Genomic DNA, 26,978 nt, shown 5'->3' on the forward strand with positions numbered 1-26,978 from the left:
TTTAAAAAGACATTTTATCTCGCTTTTTTTACCTGTTTCAAGTTTGACGTGAGATTTTGAAGAATGTATCTTACAGAACGTGAAAGTGGTTAGGTTTACTTATGCATATTAATCTGAAAAAACGTCTTGCTCTCGAATTTTACCGTCATTATAAGCACAACGAAATTGCGACTCACCCGCTGACTTATTTCTTTTGGGAATGTACCCTTCGCTGTAATCTGCATTGCCTGCATTGCGGTAGCGACTGCTTGAAGGACGCTATTCCCGATATGCCTCGTGAAGATTTCATGAAGGTGCTGGATAGTCTTGCTCCCCATATTGACCCGAAACATTTTATGGTGGTGATTACCGGTGGCGAGCCTCTGATGCGCCAGGACCTTGTGGAATGCGGTAACGAAATCAAGAAGCGGGGTTACCCCTGGGGCATGGTCAGTAACGCACTCGCCATGACTCCTGAAAAATTCGTGGCCTTGTTGAATGCGGGGCTTCGCTCTCTGACCATTAGTTTGGATGGGCTTCACGATAGCCACAATCATTTCCGCGGATCGGAACTGAGTTTTGATAATGCTTTGCGTGCCATCAAGATGGCAGCAAGTACACCTGGCTTGACTTTTGATGTAATGACTTGCGTGAACCGCGAAAACTTGCCGGAACTTCCGGAGATTCGCGAAATGCTTATTGCCATTGGTGTGAAACGCTGGCGTATTGCAACGGTGTTCCCTAAGGGTCGTGCCGCCAACAATCCCATCTTCAAGTTGCCGGACAATGAATTCAAGCAGGTCTTTGACTTTATCCGCGAAACGAAACAGCAGGGTCGCATCAACGCTAATTACGGTTGCGAAGGATTCCTGGGCAGCTACGAAAAGGAAGCTCGTAACTATCCCTTCTTCTGCCGTGCCGGCGTAAATGTCAGTTCTGTTCTTGCCAATGGGGATATTTCCGCCTGTCCCAGCCTTCGCGGAGACTACATCCAGGGTAATATCTATAAGGACGACCTGTGGGATGTATGGCAGAACCGCTATCAGGTGATGCGCGATCATAGCTGGGCACGTACTGGCGATTGTAAGAAGTGTAAGTATTGGCGTTACTGTGAAGGCTCCAGCCTTCATCTCCGTGATGAGAAAACGGGTGAACTGATGTATTGCCACGTAAAGCGTTTGCAGCATGCCATGGAAATGGAAAAGGAAGCTGCTGGCAAGTAGTTTTTTTGGAGGTGTAGTTATGAATATCCGCAAAACATTCACGAAACTTGCATTGAGCTTGACCGCTTTCTTCTGGGCTAGCTGTGATGACAATAGCTCTGAACCGAAAGCCTATATTGGTGGGGGAGACTCTATTTGTGGTGAGGATGACGAAAGCATTGAATGCGGGGGTATGATCGCCCTTTATGGGGTAGGTCCTGTTTACGATGAAAGTTCCTCGTCCATTACCAGTTCCGACAGTTGCGAACAGGGCTGCGATGAAATGATTAGTAGCAGCTCTGTGGCCAATCCTGAAAGCAGTAGTTCCGGAGAGGACAAATCCTGGGTAAGGGGCTATCCTACGGAAGAAATTGACTTGAAGAGTGTTCGTGCCCGTGGGGATTCTACCTGCGCGGAACATGGGGGGCTTGAATTCGCCCGCCAGTATGAACCTGAGTGGGGAAGTGCTGAATACCGAGGAGAGTCTCGAGCGAGAAGCGAAGTCTTAAATTCAATTGATGAAGCCCTTGAATCGGGCGAGTTGTCCAAGACAAAAACGCAGTGTTTGAACGATGTAAAGGAAGAACTGGAAGGCGGCTTGGCGGCAATGTACGGCAGCCCCATGTTTGAAAACTCCAACGACATCTGGGAATATTGGTGCAAGGATGGGGCTGTCATCAAGGATGAAAAGTACACTCAATTGTACAATGAAGACCAGGCTGCTGTAAACGCGGCGAAGGAAAAGGCTCTGGCGGAATTCCAGAAACTTGTAAACAAGTGCGGCGTCTCTACTTCAAAATAATTCGAAAACGATCCTGATTTATTTTTCGCTCTTTCCGCCAACCTGGAACAAGGCGAATTCCATCTGGAAAACCTTATCACTGCCCTCATCCTCTTCGGCGATGAGGGCAATTTCTTTACGGAAAGCGTTGATACGTTCAACAATGCGTTCGTAACCTTCCTGGCTAATGCCTAAGGTGAGCCCCGAAATGTGACGCTTTCCCGGTGGGTCCCGATCGATGGAATCTGCCCCCATCTTGAGGCAGTTCTGATGGTATCCGCGAAGGGCCAGTTTAGAAGTGCGGTCCCCTGTAGTAATTGCGCTTTCCGTCAGGATGTACTTGCCGTTCTCATCCTTCTTTATGAGTTGGCATTCTTCCAGTAGCTTGACGGACTGTTTGGCTTCTTCCGGTGTGATTTTTGGATTTACCAATTTGGCCAGTGCCCCGTAGTCCCCGTCAAATCCGAACATTCCAATCAAACTGCGAATAAAAAGATGGCGGGGGTGGGAATAAATCATGTACTGGGCGTGGCCCAGCAAATGTTGCTTTTCTGCAAAACGAACCACCTTGAGGGCCGCCTGCATTTTTTCGAAGGCGGTGTTTCGGTCTTCCGTAGTTTCAGCCTGGTTGAATTCCACCAATGCGATGAAAAATTCCGTTTCGTGCTTGCCTAGGCGAAGACCTGAGGCTACCTTAGGAATACTTTGCTGGCTCAAATTCTTTTCGCCGTTCATGACGCGGCTAATGAAGTCTTTCGCCTTAAAACCGATCTTGTCAGAAAATACTCGCAGGGAGAAAGCTGCGTTTGCTGCCTTCTTCTGGTTGTAATAGTCCCTCAAAAATTCCCTGTAATCCAGGTATTCGAAGACTTTTTTCTGTTTTTGCGGTTCGTTCATACTCAAAATGTAAGAAAAAGGACGAAAAGGGGAATGGAAAAAACATTTTTGCCGTTGTCTAGAAACAACGGTAAAGTGGGTCGGAAAGAAAAAATGGTGGAAAATACCCCGTTTTTAGGGTAAATTGTACTTGTGTTTGGACGTAATTGGATAAAAAAGTCCGTTGTCTAGAAAGGGATGTAAAATGGGAAAAAGTGTAATGGGAAATGTTTTCGCAGGTATGATGCTGGCTGGAGCATTTGGGATGTGTCAAGCCGCCGTATCTGCCGGTGAAGTGGTGACGCTTCCTGCGGATGTGAATTTGGGAGGTGGCGATAAGGTGGGCTCTCAGCTCATTGCCGTTACCTACAACGCAGGAAAGGGTCCTGGTGTGTGGATCGTGGCAGACGGCGGATATCGCCTCTACCATAACGGGTCCCTGCTGGCCGAGGATAATCAGGCTGGACGCGTCCGCTTCATCCCTATGACTCTCCTTCCCGGTGAAAACGCCTTCTCTGTGGTGGGCGTCAATGGTTCTGGCGCTCCTGGCGTTATGGTACAGATTGACGACTTGGATCGTTCCTACTACAGTGGCAGCGATTGGAAGGCTAAACCCAGCGTGGGTAATACCGCTTGGAAGAACAAGGGCCGCGATCTTTCCCAGTGGGGTGCCGCAACCATCCTCAGCTACGCAAACAATAAGTTGCCTAGTGGCGCGGCCCTCAGCGGATTCGCCGCGAATACACAGTCCAAGTGGATCTGGACCAGCAGCGAAAGTGATAAGAATGCCATTTTATTGTTTAACCTGAATGTTAAGGCTGAAGGTTTTGGTTCTGTAACTACAGGTGGTGACGCCGGCAAGATTGTTATCGCAAAGGATTCCGCAGAAGTTCGCAAGTACTTGCAGTCCACCGACGCAGTGACGATTCTCGTTCCCGAAGGTACTTACGATTTCCGCCAGTTCCGCAATGCCGTTACCGAGGCGACAAAGGCCGGTCGCACTTGGTGTAAGACCACCTGCTCCGAAAAGAATGCGGTTACTGGCAAAACCAATACTTTCTATCGCATCGCCTTTGAAAAGAATTCTTGCGCCTCTCTGGGTGAATCTGGCCTGCAGATTGTTCAGGAAAGTGAAAATCTTCAGGCTTGGAGCAACTGGATTACTATCAAGGCCAACAAGAGCTTAATCGGTATGGGTCGTGGTGCAAATCTTCGCGGTGCTTCCTTGAATAACCGTGCCTATGAAGGCGGCCATAATAACATATACCGCAACCTGGCCATCTACGATGTGAACCCGCACCTCATCGAAGCTGGTGACGGTCTGGAAACCAGCGGTGACAAGAACACTCACATCAAGAATTTCTGGGCAGACCACATTAGTTACAAGTGGATCAGCGATGGCATTGACATGGAATTCGTGGACAATGCTACCATCAGTTATATGGATAACGATGGTGCCAACGAATACAACTGCTGGGGAACCGACCCGTACATGTCCCTGGTGGAAGATGCCCATCTGACTTTTGCAAACAGCTACTGGCATAATACCTATGGCCGAGTCCCGAAAGTTACCGGTGAAAACGATGGCTCCCAGGTCCACATCTATAACCAGTTGGTGGATGGAAACCGATTCTTCGTGGCGGGCGCCAATGGTCATAGCGCTACTGCAAAGGCTTACGTTCGCTACGAAAATAGCTACATCAAGAATGGTAACGGCTACTTGGCTGAATGGGGCGACAACGGCTACGTTTACTTTAGCGGTGTCACCTTTGATAATACAAAGCAACAGCATCGCTACAACGGTACCGTAACATCCGGTGTTCCCCAGGCGGAAACTTTCAACCCTAGCTATAGTTGGGAAAAGCGTACTGTGGCTAACATTCCTACGGAATTGCCTAACCTTGTGGGTGTTGGCGGCCGTTATGGTTCCATGCCCTCCTACAACCAAGCTTTTGGCATCAGCAAGACTGCTGCAGAAGTCAAGATGTCTGCTCCCACCGCTGGTGCAAAGTTTGAAGTGGGTGAGGGCGTTGCTCTGACTGCTGCAAAGAGCGCCGGCGATGGCTCTATCAAGAGCATTGACTTCTATATCGGTAACGACAAGGTGGGCTCCGCAACCGCTGCACCTTATAGCGTGAAGGTGAACAATCTCGCTGCCGGCGTATATTCCGCAGTTGCTGTGGTGACGGATAATAACGGACTTTCCCACATGTCCGAATTCGTGACCTTCGAAGTGGTGGGAGAAAGCTATCCCGAAGTAACCAAGTGCGGTGGCGGTTCCTCCAGCCAGTCCATTAACTTGGGCGATTCCATTACGGATTTCTGCTACACCTGGACTGGCGCTGAAACTGTTAAAGTTGAGGGTTTACCCAAGGGCATTATTACTGACATTGATAACGCCAACAAGAAGGTTTCTATCAGCGGAACTCCCACGGAAGCAGGTGAATTCGCCTTTAAGGTCTCTGCCTCCAATAATGATTCTACCTTCGTAAAGTCTGGCAAGATAGTGGTCTCGGATCCTGAACAGAAGGACGCTATCCGCAGTATCGCTACCGTAGGAACCGAAGCGGAAGCACACTTCTATCGCATCTTCGATATGCAGGGACGCCCGCTCTTCTCTGGCGAAGTGAAGCCCAGCAAGATGCCTGCTGCTCGTGTGGTTGTAGTCGAGATGACAAAGGCGGGTGGCTCTGTAATCCGTCGCTACATCCAGACTCGATAATCCAGACGTAAAGAAATCTTCCTCCAACAAAACCCAACAAGAGCTGGTCCATTTGGACCAGCCCTATTTGTTACTAGATAGTATCGTCCCTACGGGTTGTACTAAGGATTATTCAGCTTGGGATTGTGGTGGTTCTGCGCTATTTGTTTGCTGCGTTGTTTTGGAAGCTGCGTTTTCCAGCATACGGCGAGCCTGTTTTGCCATCATGTCGTTCTCGTTCATCTGGATCACCATTTCCAGACGCTTGATGCCTTCCTCCCGTTCAATTCCGTTGTTCACGCAGATTTCACCGAGAATATAAAGGGCGCGACGGGCGAAGTTCTTGTTTTGCTCCAGGGAAAGGCCTTTCTTCAAAAGAAGAATTGCGGCTTCCGGGGCGTTTTTCGTCTTGGCGATTTCGCCCCACTCCAGCCACTGATTGCTGGAAAAGTCGATAAAGCAGTCGGAACCCGTCAGGCGAAGGGTTAAGCTCTTGACGAGGGCGGTGTCCACGGGATGTTCCTGCAACAGGTTGTTGAAGGCTTGCTGCAGAATTCTCTGGGCGTTTTCCATCATGCCTTCCTTGGCTGCCTTGAAACCTTCCTCGATGGAGGTGCGGGTCTTGGCCTTCCGTTCTGCCATGAGATTGCGGTTGACGTTGTTCCGAAGCTTTTCCTCCATATTCTCTCGGGAGATTTCTTCCTTCGTCTTCCTGCGGGTTTCAATCTTTAATCCTGCCAGGGCGCCTAGGGCGAATACAACGGGAGTCAGGATTGTAACTGCCCCGAATAATCCCGGATTAACAGTCCAGTTGATAATCATGTCCAGAGCGATGCCGCCAATCGCAATGGCTTTGACCAGCTGGGAAATCTCAAGACGCTTAGGGCCGAAAGCGGCCGCCCCGAGCATAAATGCCAAGGTGAGGCTTAGTCCCATGTAGCGATCCCCAGCATAGTGGTCAAAGAAGCTGGTGGATGCCAATGCGTAAGTCAGGATGCCGCCCATCACAGCAGTTAGGGCGAATGCTCCCAGGAAGAGTAAAAATCTCCAGCGGGATTCTAGGCGAATAAAGGCGAAGGTAAAGAAACCTGCAAAAATCAGGAAGCTAATGACGTTAGGGAAAAGAATCCAGCTGGTGGCCAAATTCTCGAAGTTTTCCTTTCGGGGGGTGAATGCCATGCTGTAGCGGAGAACCTGACTGGTATACTTGTCCACGTACTTGTTTTCCAGCTTGACGTAATCCTTGGGGTCGGGGAAACGTCCTGTTTCCTGGAAGAACTGTTCGCGGCCACCGCCCATGTCCCACCATTCCTTGTATTCCGCCTTGAGCTGCTCAATGCGGGTTTCGGGGATGAGGGAGGGATTCTGTGCCAGATATTTTTCGCGATAACGGGCGAATTCTTCCTGCTTGATTTTCTTGGACGGAAGGATTCCTACGGAGCGGAACTGCTCTTCGCCAGCGTCGTTCCACCACTGGTTAAAAGTTCTTTCGATGTTAGCTTCCCGCTTGTGCTGCTTCATGTAGGGGGAGAGCGCGGTGGTGGCATTAAAAATGCCCAATCCAAGAATCAGGACTATGATGACGTAATGGCTAGGCTTGAGACGACGCATCCCTTTTTTTAGAAGGACCGTGACGAGCCTAAAATATTTCTTAAAAGTCTGTTTAGATACTTGCATAAGTAGAATATACATCCCGTCCATAAAATGGGATGATCTAAAAAACAAAATGTGATAGGAAAAATGCTCTAGTGATTGTATTCACGGAGCTGGTTCCACAGGAAGTCCGTGTTTACGTCACGATATCCCTGTGCGTTCACCTGTTCACGCAGCTTGTGTGCGATGTCAAAGAGGTTGGGGCTGTTCTGCATTCTTTCAAAGCTGTCGAACATGGTCAAACTGTCAATCCATTGAGACAGGTGGGGGAATCTTGAATCGTGAAAAACGTTCTCACGACCGCGCCTGATGTATTCCAGATAGCGGTCTGTTACGCGGTAGCCGTCTTCCATGAAAATATCCATGGCCTTGGGGAACAGCTTTTTACCTGTCAAGTATTCGTGAATGATCATGCCGAAACTGAAATAATCCACGGATGCAGAAAGATTCTCGCCCATGATGGCCTGTTCCGGAGCGCTATAATAGGGGGTGATTTGCCCGCCGTATTCCGTGATGGTTTCGCGCATCTTTGCCTGGGCGTAACCGAAGTCGCAGATAAGAATCTTGTGGTTGTTCTTGTGTTCGGGATTCTGACAAAGAAGCAGGTTCTTCGGTTTCAAGTCCTTATGGACAACCTGGTAGTAGTGCAGCTGGCTGATGGTATTGGCTAGATAGGCCAGCTGGGACACGCGGTGAAGAATATCGTCATCGCTCAGGCCTTCGTGGAAGGTCTTGTCCAGGGAACATCCCTTGATGAATTCCATTTTCAGGTAGGGATGACGGCCTGCAATTCCGCCGCCCATACTCTGGACCACGCCTTCGATATTCGTGGCGCGGATCAGGTTGTTAATGCGGATTTCGTCCTGGAATGCGCTCAAGGTCATGTTCAGACGATGAATGCGATTCTTTCCAGGAGGAACCCAATACTTGCAAATCTTAACTACGATTTCCTGTTCGGCAGTCTTACGACCCGTCTTGGGTTGTTCAATCCAGTAATTGGCTCGGTAAAGGTTGTTGGTGCCTTCAAGGGCTAGGGGAGCGGTAAGCTCAATTTGCTGAATGGCACCATTGTGCATGAACTTTGGGTTTTGATCAAACCAGCGCTGATACTCCTCCATTGTGTAATGGGGGCGCATGGCCAGTTTTCTTGCCAATCGATCCAGAGATTCAGCCAAGACGTTTCGTAGCATACTTCAAAGATAACTCTTTTTATGGAACAAAAAAAGGTACCTGTCGGTACCTTCTTGGTTCTTTTTGTGAACTTGTTTAGGATTTTATTCCTTGGATTGTTTTTCCAAAGTTTCCGTAACAATCTTGTATGCTTCATCTACGCTATCACAGAAATGGAACAACTTCAAGTCTTCCTTGTTGATCATTCCAGTTTCGGCGAAATATTCCCAGTTCACCGTCTTCTTCCAGAATTCACTGCCGAAAACAATGATGGGCATCTGCTGGGCATACTTGTTGGTCTGAACCAGCGTGAGCATCTCGAATAGTTCATCCATAGTGCCAAAGCCTCCGGGGAAGGCGATCAAGGCACGAGCCTTTTTCAGGAACCAGTACTTACGAACGAAGAAATAACGGAACTGCAAATTCAGCTCATCATCGATGTAAGGATTGGGATGCTGCTCAAAGGGAAGCTTGATGTTCAAGCCGATGGAAGGAGTACCCACGTCACTTGCGCCGCGGTTACCTGCTTCCATGATGCCCGGACCTCCGCCCGTCATGATGGCGTAGCCTTCCTTGCGCTTGTTTGCCCACTTACCCAGCTTGGCGCCTAGTTCACGAGCGTCGTCGTAATAGCGAGCCACCTTTTCCAGGGCAGCAAGCTTTGCTAGTTCCTTCTTGTTGGTGCAGCCCTTGCGACGCTTGTTGATTTCGCTCTGGGGCAAGGTACGTGCAGAACCGAAGAAAACGATGGTATTTTGAACATCTTCCTGCTCAAACACCTGGTGGGGGCCTAAAAATTCAGAAAGAATGCGGATCGGACGACCGATGTCGCTATCCATAAATTCGGCATTATGGTATATCATTTGACCCAGAACCGGGTGAAGCTGTTTTTTCTTAGCCATAATTCAACTCCTTTTCAAAAGGATTAAAGACCACATTTTTTCCTAATATATGCTCAGAAACAGAAAATTGGCTCAAAATTTTTTGGTTATTCTTCTTACTTGGAATAAAAACTTTATATTTAAACCATGCTCGTAAAAATTTGGACAGACAGTTTTATTATCACTGGCGAAATCGACACCCTTCGTGACGAACGCCTTACGGACTACATCCGTGAAAACAAGGACTTTATTGCCGTGACTCAGGTTCGTGTTAGCGACCGTCAGGAGAAGGATTTGTTCCGTACTCACTTCCTGAACGTGAGCACCAGTCACATCGAAATTATTCTCCCGGCGGAGTAATTTGAAAGGTATTTGCTCAGTCCGTTAGGCTGGGATGAAAAGACCCCGCAAAAAAGCCGCCCCATTTTCGGAGCGGCTAAAATTGTAGGCGTTCTTTTGAACTAGATGAAGAACCAGGTCAGGAAAGCCTGAGCCTTCAGGCCGAAGTCCGTACGGGAACCTTCCAATTCGCCGTAAGTCCAGCTAGAATGATCTATGTTCAGACCGGCTTTTCCGGTAACGAAGAGATTGTCTGTCATTTCGGTACGGAAGCCGCCCATAATGTTGAATTCTAGGATGGATGCATCCTTGTAATCAGGAATACCTTCGAAATATCCTCTGCTGCTGTAGATGAATTCTGCACCAACGCAGATGGGAAGCAACTTCTTGGTGAGGTAGTAGTCAAAGCCTACGCCAATGTCGAGATCAGTTGCGTCGTCGCCCATATTGACGGACTGACCATTTGCTTCATAGGAAGATTCTCCCTTGAGATTTAAGCCTAAGATTAAGCTTGCTTCCATATCCGGAGAAATCCTATAGGTGATATAAAACCTAGGATCACCGCTAAAGGCGCTAATCATATCAATCTGGAAACCCAGCTTGCCATTGCCTGCATTCACGGCTTCGCGAGGAGCGGATTTTTCTTCTTCCTTAGCGGTTGCTGGGGCTTCTTCTTCGGCGGAAGCCTGTTCTGCGGCAGGAGATTCTTCTTCGTATTCTTCTTCGTCGTCCTGAGCGTAGCTATAGGAGCACAAGGCCATGGCGGTCAGTGCTGCAAGAAACATTTTCTTCATAAATACTCCATAGGTTTAACTGCCCAAGGAATATAAACAAAAATTTCATAACCTAATGTAAAAAAGGATTTTCTATTCCTAGGGGACTAAAAATCCATAGCGATCTTTTTAATCAAGAACTTTCTGGTTTCGTCGTCCACCTTCTTAGGGTCATAATCCTTGCCTAGCAAGCCTGCGTAGATATTGAAGGGGCTGGCAGTGCCGCCCATCTCGTTACATTTGATCTTGGTAAGGATGGTCTTTCCCTGAATCTGCAAATCCAGGATGTGTTCGTTCAGGTTGATTTCCTGTCCGCGGTGGTTCAACATCACCGGGAGAGCCTTTGCGCTGAACTTCTCGCGGATGCTGTTGGCCTGGGCTTCATCCAACACGTCGGGGGTGAAACTGTAAATCATTGCCTTGGGGAAGTGCTTGGAAAGCTTGTCCTTCAGGGGCTCGATGTTCACGATTTCCATACCGCGGGGGAAAGGGGCGGAAAGCTTCTTCATGGTTTCCGGAAGACCCTCGGGAGTAATGTCCAAAGGCTTTAACAGTTCCACGCTGATAATCTCGCAGTAGGTTTCCAGACCCAGGGGCAATGCGCCCATATTCACGATGCGGGGCTTGGGGCTAAAGCCTTCGCTAAACTTGATGGGAATGCCTGCGCACAGGAAAGTGCGCTCGAAGAATCCCAACATGTTGTGGTGAGGCAAGAAACGGCTGAGACCAGTCTTCTTGAAAGTAATCTTGTAGCTGAAGCAGTCCTTCTGCTTGGGGCGGCGTTCTGCCACCAGCTTCTTGATTTCTTCGGGAGTGCGGCTAGGCGCTGCGTGACGCACCGGGTTGTTTGCCAAATGGATTTCTGCGCCAAAGCCCGGAATACCGCACTTCTGGCAATCGCCCCACTTGCAGTTGGGCACGGGGGCGGAGTCTTCCTTGAAGGCCTTTTCCCATTCGCGACGGAGGTACTGCTTGGTGGTGCCTGCGTGGATGTAGTCCCAGGGGAATACTTCTTCCTTTTCGCGGGTGCGGTACACCCAGCTGGTGTCGTAGCCGCATTCTTCCCACACCTGAAGCCATGTGTCGTAATTGAAACGGTAGGCGTCGCTTTCGAAGGTAAGACCCTTCTTGTAGGCCGCATAAATAACGGGTGCCAGACGACGGTCGCCGCGGCTGTAAACGGCTTCCAGGTGGCTCATTTCCCAGCCAGCCCAGTTCACCTTGACGTTGGGGTGCTTAAAGAATCTTTCGCGGACGAAGCGGATGTGCTTCAGGGCGGTATCCTTGTCCATAAAGGGGGCCCACTGGAGACCTGTGAAGGACTTGGGAATAAGAATGCCCATAGAAACTGCAATCTGGCAGCCGCGCAGGTACTTGCGACCAATCTTTACCAGGTTTTCGATAAGGCCGCAGAAGGCTTCCATGTCTTCCAGGTTTTCGGTGGGGAAGCCAATCATTGTGTACAACTTAATCTTGTTGAAACCACTACTGAAGGCGTGTTCTGCGGCGTTGTACATGTCCTGGTCGCTGATGGTCTTGTTGATCATCTTGCGGATTCGTTCAGAACCTGTTTCGGGAGCGAAAGTAGCGCTTCGGCCGCCCTTCAGTGCGGAAATCTTTTGAGCCAGGGTTTCGCCGAATGCGTTCACGCGGATGGAGGGGAGGCTCACGTCCACGGTGTCAAAGAACGGGTCATCGATGATGGAATCAGTAAGGCCTTCTACGGGCTTGTAGTCAGCTGTAGAAAGGCTGAGCAGTCCCAGTTCGCGTTCGCCAGTAGCCTGAATACCTTCCTTAGCAATTTCGAGGACATCATCCGGATCCAATTCGCGGCAGGGACGGTACCAGATGCCTGCCTGACAGAAACGGCACCCCTGGGCGCAACCGCGCATCACTTCCACACTGAAACGGTTGTGGACCAGCTGCATATTGGCAATGAGGTTTCTGATAGGATAATTCTTGCGGTCCATGACCGGAATGAACTGACGGCGCACACCATTGGTCTTTTCGTAAGGACCTGCGGCAGGTTCTGCGGGAACGATGTCACCGAATTCATTTACGACAGTGGGACGGAGGCTGGGGACGTAAACGCCATCCAGCTTGGAAAGGTTTTCCAGAATCTGCTTGCGGGGAAGACCTGCCTTACGTCCTTCGCCAACGCAGCGGAGGAACTTCACCATCAGTTCTTCGCCATCACCAATCTGGAAGGCATCAAAGAAATCTGCCACCGGTTCCGGGTTTGCCATGGCCGGGCCACCAGCAACAACAATGGGGTCTTCTTCTCGACGGTCCTTGCTCCATACGGGAACGCGGGACAAATCCAGAACGTAGGGCACGTTGGTGAAGTTCAGTTCGGTCTGTAGGGACATTGCCAGTACTTCAAAATCCTTGACGGGGGTGTAGCTGGCGTAGCTGTACAGAGGAATGTCGTATTTCTCCATTTCCTTGGCCATGTCTTCCCAGGGGGCGAAACTGACTTCGCAAAGCAGGTCCGGTTCCTTGTTCACCACATGGTAAAGAATTCGAATGCCATTGTTGCTCATGCCGATTTCGTACTTGTCGGGGAACACGAATGCCATACGGGCGAGCATTTGGCTGTGGTCTTTGACGATGCTGTTGGCTTCGCCACCCATGTAGCGGGCGGGGGATTCAACAGCAGGGAGAGCTAAGGCAATCTTGTCGAGAATAGTCATAGGGGTAAATTTAGAATAACAAATGGGAACTTCCTATGCCACGGAAGTTTGAAATAAGTAAATTAAATAGCATGACATTGTTTAATTATATCGTTTGGCTCATTGCGTTCTTGGCAGGTGTGGCTGCCGCTTTCATTGCTCCCGAGAGTTCTGTCCCTCTTGCTGGAAAATTCGTGTTTTTAGGAGCCTGGGGCGCCGTTCTGGGTTTTGTCCTCTACACGATCTGTAAAAAGAAGATCGAAAGTACGGAAAACGATTTTAATGAAAATCTCATGGTCCTGAAGGAAAATAATATGGAGTTCAATGGCGGCATCTCCCATGACGACGATTATGGTCATCAGGAAGATGAGGAGCCGGCTCCAGCTCCCGCCCCGATGCAGGATTTGCCCAAGGGTGCAATTTCTGCCAAGGAAGCTTTGGAACAGCTGGAAACAGCCGCATTCTCTGCTGGAATTCCTCTGGATCCCTGGAAAAATTTTGCCAGGGCTGTCCTTAAGAATCGCCCCTTCAAGGAAGTTATTGCTCCCCTTCAGGAATTGCTGCCTCAGCTTTTCCCCAAGGCTTCTGGCGTTCTGTATATGTATGCAGGAACCCAGGCTGACCTTCACAAGGTTCTATCCTTCGGTGACCAGGTCATTAGCGACGATGTTATCCATCCGGGCGAATGTGCAAGCTTTGATGCGGGAGACATTGTCATTTCCGATTATTCCAATCCTAACCTGACGGGTGGCTGTACTCACTTGCATCACCATCCCAAGGGAGTCTCTTTCTGCGCACCTATCGAAGGCCTTGAAGAACATTTCGGTATTTTTACCATGCAGACGGATGTACTTCCGGATCAGGAAACTGTGGAAGATTGGCATGCTAAGGTCAGCATCCTTGCTACTGCTTTTGGTCTGTATGTGGCTAACCAGAATTTGAAGGTTCGCTTTGAACAGCATAGCATTCGCGATACCCTGACGGGGCTGTTCAATCGTCGCTATATGGAAGAGTCCTTGCAGCGCGAAGTGTCCGCTGCTGCTCGACACAAGACTCCCATCGGTCTCATTATGCTCTATCCGGATGCTGTTAATGAAATCCAGAGTACTCGTGGTCGTCATGCGGTGGAACAGCTTCTGTGGGAACTGGGTCAGCGTTTGCCGGGTTACATCCGTAATGAAGATATTCCCTGCCGTTTTGAAGGTGAAATGTTCTGCGTGATTTTGCCGGGTGCTGATTTGAAGATTACTCGCCAGCGTGCTGAAAAAATCCGTAACGAAATTGCCCAGTTGCAGATTGCCTACGGCGATACCATTCTTTCCACGACCCTCAGTATGGGCGTTTCTGTAATGCCTACACATGCAAACGATGCAGCCTCCTTGCTGTATGCAGCTCAGGCCTCCATGCAATATGCCCTGCAGGCAGGCACGAATCGAGTGATTTTGGCAGACGTACTTTCTCAGAAGTAAACGGGTTTAGGGGTTTATATGAATCAGAATAAGATCGAGCAGTTTGCTGCTCGTTATGTGAATTTTGTAGAAAAGCACAAGTGGAAAAGTCTGCTTGTCATTATTGCCATTCTCGTTTTAAGCCTTATCCCTACGGCAACCAAGCTCAAGATTCATACGGACTTGGCCACCCTGTTGCCTAAGGATACTCCCAGCGTGATTGCCCTGGAAGAATCTTATGAACGTTTCGGTAGCACGGACCGTTTCATGATTGCCATTCAGGCCAAGGATCCTTACTTGGTGGCTCGCCTTCAGGATAGCGTTCAGGCCTATATTGACGCCAACTGGCAAGATGACATTATCACCAAGCCGCAGGTGAAAAACGACAACAGCTTCTTTACCAAGAACGCCCTGATTTATCTCCCCGTCGCCCATCTGGAACGTATCCGCGACAACCTGGAAGATATCCAGCTGGAAATTGGACGTAAGAACGGCCCTCTGGTGGTGGACCTTCTGGACGACTCCTCCAGCAATGACTCCGCAGCTACGGACGCCCCCAAGCCCGCTAAGAAGGAACGCATTTGGTTTGACGCGAACTTGCCTCAGGCTCTTGGCCTTCCCGATGAAGCTGCCGATGCCTTCGATTCCTTCTTCAAGAAAAAGGAAGAAACCGCCAAGGCGTCCAAGGATGATGGTCCCAAGCGCAATCTGCCTAAGGAATTGAAAACCCGTTTGATGGGCGAAGACAAACATGATTCCACCCTCTTTAACGGTGTGGTCCAGTGTAAGCTGAACCGTCCTTCTACCGATGTGGATTATGTTAAGCACATCCTTCTCCGTTCTGATACTCTGTTGGCTAAGTTCCGTGCTGTAGACTATGGCCAGCCGGTTCTCATGACGGTGGAAGGCTCCTACGAAGGCTTGAACGAAGTGAACGACATCATGAGCGACAGTACCATCTCCATGGTCATTGCCGTAGTGCTCATCTTCCTCATTGTGGCCGTGTTCTTCCGTAGCGCCATCAAGGCTCCGCTGATTATGCTTGCCCAGGTTCTTCTGGCTTGCTCTCTGGCCATGTGCTTTACCACCCTTTACTATGGCGCCTTGAATCCCTTTACGGTGCTGGTGGCTAGCATTATTCTTGGAATGGGTGTGGACTATTCCATCCACTTCATGGGAACCTGCCAGCGCTGGTATACGGAATGTGGTGACCTGAAGGTGGCTATGGAAAAGACTGTGTCTCACCTGATGCAGCCCATGGCTCTTGCCGCAATCACTACTATTGCAGGCCTTCTTTCCCTGCTCATCGCAAAGTTTGTGGGTTTCTATGAATTCGGCGTTATCTCTGCTGTTGGTATTTTCTTCAGCTTTGTATCTGCCATGTTCGCCATGCCCGTGTTTATCTTTGTGGCGGGCGGTCTTCCTCCCAGACCTCGTAATTCCTTCTTCCCTGCAACTTGGGATGATAATCGCATTAAGAATTTCTTTAAGCATGGAATGATTGGCGCTCTGGTGTTTACCATCGTAATTGCGTTCTTCCTGCCCAACCTGGAATTCGAATACAATTTCAAGAACCTCCGTCGTCCTCCTAAGGAAAACGTGGAGACTGTCAAGAAGTCCATTAGCACGGGTAATGCGTTGGCTTCCAACCGTAAGAGTTCCACTCCTGCAGCCGTCATGTCTACTCGACCGGAACTTCTGGATTCCCTGTATGATACCTTGATGGTGCGCATGCATCAGGAACATGATTCCACTCTCCGTAGCTTCCTTACTTTGAAGACCTTCCTGCCTTCTGAATCCGATCAGGAAGCTCGTATGGAAGTCATCGATGAAATCAGAGATCTTGCGGAAGCTCGAATCTTTGATCGAGCTACTGGTGAAGATAGTGCTAACATTGCAAAGCTCCGTCAGCTGGCAGAAGAAGTCCATACCTTTACAGTGGATTCCCTGCCGGAATGGGCTTCGGACCTCCTCCGCGAAAAGGATGGCTCTGTAGGACGAATTGGCTTTATCTACGGTCGTTACAATAGTTCTGATGCTCGTGAAGCCGCTGCCTGGCAGGATCGTTTTGGTCATTGGCAATTTGGCGGTGAAAAGCTGAAGGTATTTAGCAGTCAGTTTATTTTGGCCGATGTGGTTCGTGCGGTCAAGTATGACTCTGTCCGTATGGCCTTTGTGGTTCTTGTCGTCATCATCCTGATTCTTGCATTCTCTTTGAGAAAGTTTAAACTGGTGGTTATCTCTGCCGGATCCTTGATCATGGGATTGTTCTGGAGTGCAGGTTTGCTGGGACTTTTGAACGTGTTGCTCGGCGTGGGCCATATCGGCATTTACAATGTGGTGGTGGTACCGGCCGTTCTCGGTCTTGCCATCGACTCTACCATCCACCTGCTGGTGGGTTGGACTCAGAATAAGGACATGACCGTTCGTTCTCTGGTGGACAACATCGGCCGTCTTGTAATGGCAAGTTCCGTAACTACCGCAGCTGGTTTTGCAGGTGCCTTGGGTGTGGAACATCGAGGCTTAAGAACCATCGGTGAGCTGGCGGTGACCTCCATTATTGCCTTCCTGATTGCCTCCCTGGTGTTTACCATTTTCTTCTGCATTACGGTGTTGAAGAAGGATTCCAAAAACTAAAAGCTGTCGAAACAGCCGTATATGATACAAGAAAAAGGGCGAAAGCCCTTTTTTTTGCGTTTTTGCGTGATTTTTCGTCACAAGAATTTGCAAATGTTAAGTTTTTCTTACCTACGTAAACATTTGTTTATTATTTTTGTGTAGTGTGTGTAGGGTAAACAGGGAGGATGATATGCGTCGTCTAAATGTTCGTTCTTTTTTCTTTTTGTTAGGTATTTTTGCTTCCGCGGTTTTTGCTGCGGATGTGGGGCCCATGTATTTTGACGGTATCGATGATACCCTGCAGCAGAAATACTGGGATAATCTGATGACTTTTAAGGCTTGGGGGACCAACGGGTTCTCCATGTATCGTGGTACCATGCCGGATACCAGCGGCGCCATCGGTACCGCCCAGGGCGATATTGACTTGCAGGCCGATGGTATTGCTCTTGGCGGCAAGATTCTTGTTGGTGGCAACCTTATTTTTGAAGCTGGTACAGGTAAGTTGATTAAGGGCCCCGTTCGTACAACGGGTAACTTTACCTCTGGTACCAATGGAAGCTTGAGCTATCAGGGTACTTATTGCATTGAGGGCGCTACGGATTATGGAGCCAAGGTGGGTATTACGAATGCTGGTGGCAGACGTTTGGAAGGTGAAGCCGCCAAGTCTGGTATTTGTGCCTATGATGTGGTGTCTGAAGTTCCTACGACCCTGAAGGTTCCCCTGATCAAGGATTCCGATGATCTGTATAATGCTGGTGGGTCCATTGATATATCTGGAGCAGGCAATGTGTATTACATTGATGTACCCCGTATTAACGAAGGTGAGGGAAAACTATGGGATTTGTATTACCAGAGCATCGATATTCACGATGGTGGGGAACTCCGCGTTCGCATGCCTCATAAAGGCGGCGGACGTCTGGTCCGTATTTTCCTGAATCATGCTATAAACTTCAATGCGGGCGCAAAGCTTCGCGTTGAATACGTCAATGAAGACGCTGTTTATACGAACGGCCAGTGGACCAATATAACAGATTCGTCCAAGGTTCTTACTAACGAAGAATATGCCGGTAACCTTCTCATTTATATGAAGGACGACGTGAAGTGGGATGCTTTCCATGGAGCTGATAGAATCCAGGGCTCTTTGGTGACTCAGGGCGTGATGGAGATTGGTAGTAATCTTCATCTGGCAGGTCAGCTTATTGCGGAAGAACTGAAGATTATTGCTGAATTTGATGGTTCTGGCTTCCGCTACGTCCCGTTTGATCCTGCTGTCCTGGATCCGGAACTTTTTGCAGTGCGTGATTTTGAAGAAAATGGTATTCCTGTGGAAGTTCCTGTCCGTCTGGATACGAATACCGTTACGGATGTTTACTTCAATTATTGCTTTGAACTGACAGACGAAGAACCTGTAGATGGAAAGACTTCTGACCAGAGGGCAGACATTACAGACTTTGATGTTATTCCCCATGTGTGCGGCGTGGATACTGGCCGTGTTGCCATTTTGGCTGGCAGTAAGTATCCTACGGATGAAACGAAGATTTATATTACCGTCAAGCTGGATGCCTATAAGGAAATGTATGGTACTTCCCTAAAGGAAAGCTTCCGCCTCAATGTGTTCGATATGGTTGGCGCAGTCCTTAAGGATAATGACACCACAGGTTTCTTTATCTTGAATATTGTGGACAGAAATATCTACCCGGAAACGAGGGATACGACTTTCGTCGTTCTAGAAGACGATACCCTTCATTTCAGTGCGGATATGTTCCCGTATTATTCCCTGGTTGGGTCCAACCTGACGGGCGTTCGTGTGGAACAGCTGCCTGCTGATAATCGCGGAAAACTAACCTATAAGGGCAATCGTGTCACCAAGAACCAGGTGATTCCTGTTGATTCCCTGGAGGATTTGATCTTTGTTCCGGTGAGCAACTATTACGATATTGATGATGAACTTTCCACCATAAAGTTTGCGGTGATTGATGGCAACGGCGCTATTAGCTCCGAAGATAAGGACAAGGAAGGTAATCTCATTGGAAATAAGTCCCTCGTGATTACAGTAACTCCGGTAAATGACGCTCCTTCTGCAGATGATGCTACCTTTACTGCTTCCGGTCATGCAATTTCTGGCGGAACAATCTTGAAGGGTTCCATTACCGTTAAGGATGTGGACGACACTTCCTTCACCTATGCCTTTGACAAGAATGATAAGAACTACGCACTTGTAGACTCCCTGTTTGTCATAGATGAAAATACGGGTGCCATTAGTGTGAAGGATGGCATTATTCTCAAGAGACTGACCAATGATTCTCTGTTCACCATTGGTGTGGTCGTGAGCGACAAGAGTGCCTCAACTGGTAAGGAGGAAGACATTCTTTCCGCAGTTTCCGACGTGACCATTAAGTTGAATTATGGTTATAATCCGCCTGCTGTGGACATCGTGGATGGTAAGAATCCGGGTGGCACCTGGCCCGATCCTACGGTGATCAAGACTCATGTTCCGACGATGACTCTCTCCTGCACCTATAATGGCGGCAAGGATGTAGATGTCTGCGTTCAGGATACGGTTCTTGTGGAAGGCTGCCGCTATTATTCTGTAAGCTACTGGGATGACGATCATGATGGTATCGCCTATGATTCCGTCCAGATTTGCTTGAGCACTGCATCTCCTGTTGTTTCTGTAGGCATGGAAAAGAAACAGAATATCGCAGACAATATCTACACTATTGTGGAAGAGATGGATGCGGATGATCCCAGGGTATACGTGAATGGAGTCAAGAACGATATCCATATTGCGGTAAAGGATTCTGTAACGGGTCTTGATAAGGATTACACTATCACTCTGGACCTTGATACTACCGGTGTATCCAAGAGTGCCCTGAGCGAAATGGACGCAGTAATTAAGGCCAAGATTGCTCTGGATGAAACCAAGGCTGCTACGCATGTTGCTGTGAATGGCGAAACGGTTCTTCGCACTTATAAAGTGGCTTATAAGGGTGGTGACTCCGTAACGGTTTCCTATAAGACTGACAACGATGGAAACATTGTTAAGGTTCCCGTAACGGATGGGGACGGTAAGGTTGATTCCATTGAAGTTTTCACCGTCTCTTATGTAACGGTGATTAACGGAAGAGAAGTTACTATTTCCTATACGGCAGATGCTGTTACGGGTGACGTCCTGATGGTGGATTATGATGGAAATCTTATGACGGAAAGCGCTGCTTCCAAGAAAGGCGTAAATGCAGTTCCCTATACTGTGTCCTATGACTATGTGGATGCCAAGGGCAATTCCGTGAACGTTTCCTATGGAGTGGATGAAAATGGCGAACTGGTAAGTAGTGAATCTGGCGATATAGGCTATCGAGTATCTTATACGTACGTCAACGAATACAACAATTCTGCAACGCAGTCTGTATTCGTAGTTCTGGATCGCATTGGGCCTCAGGTCAAGATTATTTCTCCCTCTATGGGCGAAAAGATCCGCGCCAACTTTGTTGAAGTGATTTGGGAAGTAAATGGCATTAAGCAGGATACCCTGACTCTTCAGAGCCTGGAAAAGGGCGCCAATCCCATTCGCCGTTTCTATAAGGACAAGGCTGGCAATGTAGCTTATGATTCCGTTCTGGTCTTTATGAAGGACGCTAAGGATGTGACAATCTCCGAGGAACGTCCTGTGACCACAATGACGAAGGAAAAGGTGGATGAATACTACGCTACTAACGCTCCGGAAAAGGGTGAAAAGTATGCCGTTAGCATTCGCAACCCCAAGACTGGAACTGAAGTGGAAACCCTGAAGGGCGGTTCCTTCGGACGTAAGGATGGAAGCGGAGAAGCTCCCTATCCCGGCTTGGAAGATGAAGACCATCTCGGTCCCACTCTTGTGATGGAAATAAAGCTTCCTGTGGTGAACGCTGTAGGTGGCCTTGCAACCCTCGACGACCTGGTCAATCCCGATGGATTGGTCTCCATTGATGGTGTGAATGCAAAGAACAGCAGAAAGATTTCTGTGGACGAATACGTAAGTAAGTATTGTGAAGATGGTTTCGACTATAAGAATCCTGCAGAAGCAAATCTGTACGATATTAAGACGGATGTGAAGATCTGGATTTATACCACACTCTCCAATTTTGTGGATTACTTCAGCTTCACGCAGAAATTGAACGATCCTTCTTATACGGATGATGTAGGCCTCCTCCATATGTACTTCGAACAGAAGCCGGATGAAGACGGCCATGTCAGGGATAAGAACGGTAGGCAGTATGCTACAGGCGCTTATCTCTACAAGGTAGATGTAGGCATGAAGTCAAAGTTAAGATGTACGTTGCCCCCTGTGGATGATAAAACCGCCAAGAGGAAAGGTGATGTCCTTAGAAGCAGCGATCAGATGCTGAAACCCTTCGGCTACGTCCGTCCCGAAAAGTAAAACCCCAGCGGAGCTCCAACGAGCCCCGCTTTTTTATACCCCTTCTCGTAGCAAGGGAATATTTCCCAATTCCTGCAGTAATCAGAAGCATCCGAGGCGAAAACGCCGAGGAGAATCCCGCAGTATAAGTGCGTCAGAACGAGCGTCGCGACCGAGCTCGCTCGGGCATGACCGAGTTCAGCACTTAGCGCTTTAGCGCAAAGGGGTGGGAGTCTTGCGGTAAGGGGAAAGGATCCCAGTAGGAAGGGAATATTTCCCAATTCCCAACAGTAATCAGAGACACCCGAGGCGGAAACGCCGAGGAGCATCCTGCAGTAAAGGGGTGGGAGTCCAGAGGGCGGGGATATTTCCCCGCCCTCTGCATCAAAAAAAGAACACCTCAGCGGATGCCGAGGTGTTCTTTTTGGGGGTTAGGAGGAGAACAAAGAGTTCTTGAACATAAAGATACCATTATTTTCCCTCAGAGGGAATACCATTCCTATTCCAACCTGAAACAAGTGTTGAGAAATTCTCAATGAGAACATCAACGCCTTCACAACGCCCTGATATGGCGCGAAAGCGCTAAGGTGTTGAATGTCAAGTGGTTACACTGAAACGCTAGTGTTGTCCTGTTGTAGGATTTTTACTAAATTTCCGCTTATGAAGAAGTTTATTGCGCCTGTTGTACTGTTTGTCCTGGCTATCGCCCTGGTAATTTACCTGAGCGGTGGACTCTTTGGGGACCAGTCTTCCTTTGACTCTCGCACTTACTTGGACGTCCGCGCCAAGATTGATTCTCTGGAAATTAGCCTCTGGGAGGCTCAACAGAACCCGGAAGCTCAGGTTGCTATCCGTGCTGAATTGGAATCCTCCTGGGATACTCTGAACAGTCTCCGTAAAGCATCTGCATCGAAGGGTGTGGAACAGGATAATCCTGCACAGGAGGCTGGAAGTCTGCCTGCCGAAACCATTAAGTGGATTGTGGGCGGTGTAGTAGCTGTCATTCTTTGCTTTGTGGTACTGGTCTTTATCCTTAAGCGTCGTAAGGAGTACCTGACCCGCCAGATGGAAACTGTGAAGTCCGAAGTGGCCGCGGTCAATAAAGCTCGCGAGGAAGAACCTACGCTGGTGCCTCCTACGCCCCGTCCCAAGAAAACATCCATCATTGCGGATGCGGAAGCTTACGCCGCAAGAAAGCGCGAAACACTGGCCCAGCAGGCACAACCTGCGGAAGCGCCCAAGGAAGAACAGGATGAAATTCAGAAGGTGGCCTTCGAAGATGAAAACGGCCTTCCCGAAAATAAGATTTTGACTGGTTTCCCCAGCAGCAAGCCCACCCTTCGTCCTACCGCAAGGGAACGCATCACGTCTGCCATGCAGAACCTGTCCGATGTATTGCGCGCTCCTCGTGGTCTTTCTCGCGATGTGACCATGAAGCTTCGTGCCCAGAGCCGCAACGTGACGGGCGATCCCAAGCTTGCTGGCAGCAACCCGCTGGAAACTTCCCGCTTTGACCGCGAGGATACGGAAAAGGTCCGCATTCTGCAGCTGTCCCGTCGTGGCTTCCCGGCTTCTGCTATTGCCTCTACCCTCAAGATTCCTCAGGACAAGGTAGAAGCAATCATCAAGGAAAACCAGATCTAGCATGCGCTATCGTTTCCGTTGTGAATACCTGGGAAGCGCCTTCTACGGCTGGCAGGCCCAGAACGAAGGTGGCAAGACCAAGTTCGTAACGGTTCAATCTACGTTGGAAACTGCGTTCACTACGGCATTGAGAACTCCAATCCGCATATGGGGTTCCGGTCGCACGGATACGGGGGTCCATGCCCGCGGTCAGTGTTGTCACTTTGATTATGATGGCGAACTGGACTTGGGAAAAACCGTCCGTTCAATCAATGGCCTGACCCAGCGGTTGGTTCGCATACGTGACCTTGAACCCTGCAGCGCCGAATTTAATTCTCGTTTCGATGCGACGTGCCGCTATTACCAGTACACCGTGTTCACTCGTCCTGTGGCATTGATGAGAGAATTCGGATGGGAATGCGGTTCCCTGGATCTTGATCTGGATGCCATGGAAAAGGAAGCCCAGTCTTTTTTGGGACATCACGATTTTATTGATTTCTGCATTCCCCGCAATGACGGAAAGCCTACGGATTGCATTCTGACGGAATTCCGCCTGGAACGTCTGAATGACTGGAGCATCATGTTCCATATTAAGGGGAATCGTTTCCTCCATCGTCAGGTTCGAGCCATGGTCGGCGCTCTCTTTGACGTGGGGCGCGGCAAGCACCCGTTGGGAACCGTGAATCAGATTTTCGAGAAAAAATTTAAGGGAGAGCGCACATGGGCTCCCCCTCAAGGTCTTGTTCTCCAGAATGTGGAGTATAAGGACTATTAGCCTTGTCTTTCGGAACGTCCCGAAAGATTAAGCCTTCATTGCCTTTGTCATATCGCGGATGGCGGTATCGATGCCGACCAGAGCAGCCTTGCTTACGATGCTATGGCCAATCACCAGTTCCTCAATACCTTCGATAGCGGCGATTGCACCCACGTTTCTGTAATTCAGTCCGCGGCCAGCCTTGACGCGAAGACCGTACTTGCGGGCGAGAACAGCCATGTCCTGAATGGCGGAAATTTCGCGATCCACTTCTTCGGCACTGCCAAGACTGCAGGAAGTTGCGTAACGACCGGTGTTCAGTTCCACAAAGTCAATACCTAACTTCTTGGCGGCCTTGACCTGTTCCGTTTCCGGATCGATGAATGCGCCCACGGATATGTCGTTGCTCTTTAGGGTCATGATGGCCTTTGCCAGTTCGTTGACCTTTGCTGCAATGTTCAGACCGTCATCGGTATGAACTTCCGGCACGATGGTGACAGAATCGGGCTGGTTGCTAATAGCGGTCTGAACCATTTCGGGGAACAGGCTCATTTCCAGATTCAGCTTGGTGGTTACCGTTGCGCGGAGCTGTGCAACGTCGCGATCCTGAATGTGGAGTTTATCTTCGCGGAGATGTGCGGTAATGCTGTCGCATCCTGCAAGTTCTGCGATGAGTGCTGCTGCAACAGGATCCGGTTCGCGGAACTTACGTGCTTCGCGGATAGTTGCAATGTGGTCCACATTAAAGCTAAGCTTGACGGTCATACAAACTCCTTATCAGTATTCCATAAAAGTAGATAAATTTACCAGGGTCGTTCCCTGCTTTTCGGCCTTTTTCGAAAGCTCTACAACATAGCCGATGGTTTCCATGTTCAGGGGGAGAATCATGGCGGCCAGCCCACTCTTGGTTGCTTCGCGGTATTTCTGCTTCACATAGTCCTGAAGGGAGCTGTTTTCCGGATTGTAGGGGGTGGCAATCTTGCAGTGAGTGCTAAAGTCCTTGCAGGCTTCATTTACCTTGGACTGCTTGTTGGCGGAAATATCCAGGAACCAAAGTTTGTTCTTTTCGGCAGGTCTAATAATTGCTTGCAGCAACTGCTTGTGTTCTACGGCCTGTTCGCCATACTTGGTGGCGATTCCCTTGGCCTTGGGGATAATTCTTACGGCGTCGTTGATTACTGTCTCAATCTGGTCTTCCGTGTGGTGGATTCTCAGAGGTCTGTACTTGTTATGGGATTTGTTCAGTCGGGTAGATTCCATGGTCAACCAAAGAATCACTTCCTTGTTCTTTACCTTGTCTATATCCTGGTAGAAATTGTCTTTGAGGCCGAAAGGCGGAATCAGCAGGTCAAATGGAATTTCCAGCTGGTTCAGGGCGGCAATGGTTTCCGATGTCAGTTCTGTGGTCTGGAAACCGATGGAAAGAACGGAGGCGTTGGATCTAAAAATGTTTTCGGAGACTTGAAGTTCCAGTTTGAGAGTGTCTCCGCTGGGCTTCAGTAAGTCTAACTCTGCAGCCTGAAAAGCCTGTGTTTTATAGAGCTGCTTCATGTGGAGTACGGTGCCGCCGTGACTCTTGATAAAACGCTGTGCCTGCAGCAAGTAAACGATAATGGTCTGGCCTCTTCCCAAAGTCCAGATATCGCGGGCCTTCTTCTTGTTGTACTTGGCTTCAATAATCTGCAGCTGTTCCTTGAATTGATCTTCGAAGGAAACGGTAGTATCGATGGGTGCCTGGGCTACTGTATCTGCAGCGACTTCTTCTGTACTTGCTACTTCATGATTTTCCGCCTTGGGATTTCCCAACAAGGAAAGTCCAAAGCAAATCCCGCTCATGACTACAAGGACAATGATAATGGCGATAATGTGTTTTGATTTTCTCATCTTACTTGCAAATATAACTACATTGAGCCCATGCCTATTTTGTTTGCCTTGGTCGGTGCCACGGGAATTGGAAAATCCAGTCTTTCCCTAAAACTAGCAGAACATTTTAACGCCGAAATTATTGGCGTGGATTCTCGTCAGATCTATCGAGGATTCTGTATTGGTACGGCGCAGCCCGACAGGGAAAGCCTTGCAAGGGTGAAACATCACCTGGTTGATTTTTTGGATCCGCGAGAAACTTATTCCGCAGGATCTTTCTGCAGGGATGTGAAAAAACTTCTGGAAGAGAATCCTACGAAGAATTTTATTCTGGTAGGAGGAACAGGGCTTTACATACAAAGTTTGATGCTCGGTCTACCTCAGATTCCTGAAATACCTAACCACATTCGTAAGCGTTTAGAACAAACTATTATAGACGGAGGTCTTGATACGTTGTACAAAAAAGCTTGCATTGTTGATCCTGAAGCCATGGAAAAGGTGGATGCCAATCACGCAGTTAGAATCGTTCGTATCCTGGAAGTTTATGAAGGTACGGGACGCAAGCTGTCTGATTATCAGAAGGAACGCGTTGGCGGAATAGGGGAGATTCCTGTATTCTGGCTGCAGCGTGACCGTGCCGAACTCTATAGAAGGATTGACCTTCGTGTCGACCAGATGATTAAGGATGGATGGATCGAGGAATGTGTGGAACAGGCTAAGATTGTGCCTCTAGACGCTCCTGCATGGCTCAGTTTGGGTTATCGCGAGCTTTTGAAGGCTCAAAAGCCCTCTGAAATCGCTTCTATTGTAGAAGAAGTGAAGAAGAAAACCAGAAATTACGCCAAAAGACAGCTGACTTGGTTCCGTTGGCAGGTGAAAAACGTGCCCATTGAGCTGGATTTGGAAGATCAGCCGGATTTTTTTGAAAACGTCCTGAAAAAAGTTGTGAATAGTTTGTGAACTGTTCGTGGGTGACTTGAAGAAGACTAGTTTTCTTTCCGTTTTTTGGAAAAAAATGCGAAAAAATGAAAAAAAGTTCCAAAATTGCCCTTGCAAAGTTTTCTCAAAATTCTATAATTGGCGTCGTTCCTGAGAGGGACGGCTGAGAAAGCCGAAACGAAATAAGGAACTAACGAGAATCCGAGAGATTCTTGAGCAGTTTGAAGGAATCGGAGATGTGCTTAGTGACGGACCTTAGAAGAAATTCAAGGAAGTCAATTACTTAGAAGGCGAGAGTCGCGGCCAAGC

At 48.8% G+C, this 26,978-nt stretch carries 18 protein-coding genes; 10 read left to right on the forward strand and 8 right to left on the reverse strand.

Translation table 11 applies throughout. The features are described 5' to 3' along the window. The first annotated feature begins 101 nt into the window (after nucleotides 1-101). Nucleotides 102-1,202, forward strand: a complete 1,101-nt coding sequence (locus BUB59_RS11080; RefSeq protein ID WP_073229934.1) for a TIGR04133 family radical SAM/SPASM protein — start codon at nucleotides 102-104, stop codon at nucleotides 1,200-1,202. A gap of 19 nt (nucleotides 1,203-1,221) precedes the next feature. Beyond that, nucleotides 1,222-1,983: a hypothetical protein gene (locus tag BUB59_RS11085; protein WP_073229936.1), complete on the forward strand. Its 762-nt coding sequence runs from the start codon at nucleotides 1,222-1,224 to the stop codon at nucleotides 1,981-1,983. Nucleotides 1,984-2,001: 18 nt separating this feature from the next. Here BUB59_RS11085 and BUB59_RS11090 read toward each other — a convergent pair whose 3' ends face one another. Then, entirely contained in the window at nucleotides 2,002-2,859 is an 858-nt protein-coding gene (locus BUB59_RS11090) for a TIGR02147 family protein (protein WP_073229939.1), read from the reverse strand. A gap of 184 nt (nucleotides 2,860-3,043) precedes the next feature. Between BUB59_RS11090 and BUB59_RS11095 the strand changes: the two genes are divergently transcribed. Beyond that, complete coding sequence (locus tag BUB59_RS11095) at nucleotides 3,044-5,560, forward strand: Ig-like domain-containing protein (RefSeq protein ID WP_234980030.1); 2,517 nt, start codon at nucleotides 3,044-3,046, stop codon at nucleotides 5,558-5,560. Between the two features lie 108 nt (nucleotides 5,561-5,668). On the opposite strand, the gene BUB59_RS11100 is transcribed toward BUB59_RS11095, so the two are convergent. From BUB59_RS11100 to BUB59_RS11110, 3 genes are all read right to left on the reverse strand, one after another. Continuing rightward, a complete protein-coding gene (locus BUB59_RS11100) occupies nucleotides 5,669-7,150 on the reverse strand; it encodes an AdipoR/hemolysin III family protein (RefSeq protein ID WP_073229941.1) in 1,482 nt (493 codons plus the stop codon). A 134-nt stretch (nucleotides 7,151-7,284) separates the two neighbouring features. Beyond that, nucleotides 7,285-8,382, reverse strand: a complete 1,098-nt coding sequence (locus BUB59_RS11105; protein ID WP_073229943.1) for a serine/threonine protein kinase — start codon at nucleotides 8,380-8,382, stop codon at nucleotides 7,285-7,287. A gap of 84 nt (nucleotides 8,383-8,466) precedes the next feature. Continuing rightward, on the reverse strand, nucleotides 8,467-9,264 hold the full coding sequence (locus BUB59_RS11110) for an LOG family protein (RefSeq protein ID WP_073229945.1): 798 nt from the start codon (nucleotides 9,262-9,264) through the stop codon (nucleotides 8,467-8,469). Nucleotides 9,265-9,390: 126 nt separating this feature from the next. Here BUB59_RS11110 and BUB59_RS11115 point away from each other — a divergent pair, with 126 nt between their 5' ends. Further along, complete coding sequence (locus BUB59_RS11115; RefSeq protein WP_073229948.1) at nucleotides 9,391-9,603, forward strand: DUF6812 domain-containing protein; 213 nt, start codon at nucleotides 9,391-9,393, stop codon at nucleotides 9,601-9,603. Nucleotides 9,604-9,704: 101 nt separating this feature from the next. Here BUB59_RS11115 and BUB59_RS11120 read toward each other — a convergent pair whose 3' ends face one another. Both BUB59_RS11120 and BUB59_RS11125 read right to left on the reverse strand, forming a co-directional pair. Continuing rightward, nucleotides 9,705-10,376, reverse strand: coding sequence for a hypothetical protein (locus tag BUB59_RS11120; protein WP_073229950.1), 672 nt, complete (start codon nucleotides 10,374-10,376; stop codon nucleotides 9,705-9,707). Nucleotides 10,377-10,462: 86 nt separating this feature from the next. Next, nucleotides 10,463-13,048 carry a TIGR03960 family B12-binding radical SAM protein gene (locus BUB59_RS11125; protein WP_073229952.1) on the reverse strand — a complete coding sequence of 862 codons (2,586 nt, stop codon included), beginning with the start codon at nucleotides 13,046-13,048 and terminating at the stop codon, nucleotides 10,463-10,465. Between the two features lie 71 nt (nucleotides 13,049-13,119). Between BUB59_RS11125 and BUB59_RS11130 the strand changes: the two genes are divergently transcribed. The 5 genes from BUB59_RS11130 (at nucleotide 13,120) to truA (ending at nucleotide 23,888) form a co-directional block, all read left to right on the forward strand. Beyond that, nucleotides 13,120-14,496, forward strand: coding sequence for a GGDEF domain-containing protein (locus tag BUB59_RS11130; protein WP_073229954.1), 1,377 nt, complete (start codon nucleotides 13,120-13,122; stop codon nucleotides 14,494-14,496). Nucleotides 14,497-14,514: 18 nt separating this feature from the next. Next, nucleotides 14,515-17,112: an MMPL family transporter gene (locus BUB59_RS11135; protein ID WP_073229956.1), complete on the forward strand. Its 2,598-nt coding sequence runs from the start codon at nucleotides 14,515-14,517 to the stop codon at nucleotides 17,110-17,112. 172 nt (nucleotides 17,113-17,284) lie between these two features. After that, complete coding sequence (locus BUB59_RS11140; RefSeq protein ID WP_073229959.1) at nucleotides 17,285-21,511, forward strand: hypothetical protein; 4,227 nt, start codon at nucleotides 17,285-17,287, stop codon at nucleotides 21,509-21,511. Between the two features lie 639 nt (nucleotides 21,512-22,150). Then, on the forward strand, nucleotides 22,151-23,134 hold the full coding sequence (locus BUB59_RS11145; RefSeq protein WP_234980031.1) for a Sec-independent protein translocase family protein: 984 nt from the start codon (nucleotides 22,151-22,153) through the stop codon (nucleotides 23,132-23,134). 1 nt (nucleotide 23,135) lies between these two features. Beyond that, the gene (truA, locus tag BUB59_RS11150; RefSeq protein WP_073229964.1) at nucleotides 23,136-23,888 is read left to right on the forward strand and encodes a tRNA pseudouridine(38-40) synthase TruA; all 753 of its coding nucleotides are present in this window, start codon (nucleotides 23,136-23,138) and stop codon (nucleotides 23,886-23,888) included. 27 nt (nucleotides 23,889-23,915) lie between these two features. Here truA and BUB59_RS11155 read toward each other — a convergent pair whose 3' ends face one another. Next, a complete protein-coding gene (locus BUB59_RS11155) occupies nucleotides 23,916-24,632 on the reverse strand; it encodes a pyridoxine 5'-phosphate synthase (protein WP_073229966.1) in 717 nt (238 codons plus the stop codon). A 12-nt stretch (nucleotides 24,633-24,644) separates the two neighbouring features. Then, a complete protein-coding gene (locus tag BUB59_RS11160) occupies nucleotides 24,645-25,751 on the reverse strand; it encodes a divergent polysaccharide deacetylase family protein (RefSeq protein ID WP_073229968.1) in 1,107 nt (368 codons plus the stop codon). Between the two features lie 30 nt (nucleotides 25,752-25,781). Between BUB59_RS11160 and miaA the strand changes: the two genes are divergently transcribed. Beyond that, complete coding sequence (gene miaA / locus BUB59_RS11165; RefSeq protein ID WP_073229970.1) at nucleotides 25,782-26,690, forward strand: tRNA (adenosine(37)-N6)-dimethylallyltransferase MiaA; 909 nt, start codon at nucleotides 25,782-25,784, stop codon at nucleotides 26,688-26,690. The last annotated feature ends 288 nt before the right edge of the window (nucleotides 26,691-26,978 follow it).

The sequence above is a fragment of the Fibrobacter sp. UWEL genome (assembly GCF_900142535.1).
GTDB lineage: Bacteria > Fibrobacterota > Fibrobacteria > Fibrobacterales > Fibrobacteraceae > Fibrobacter.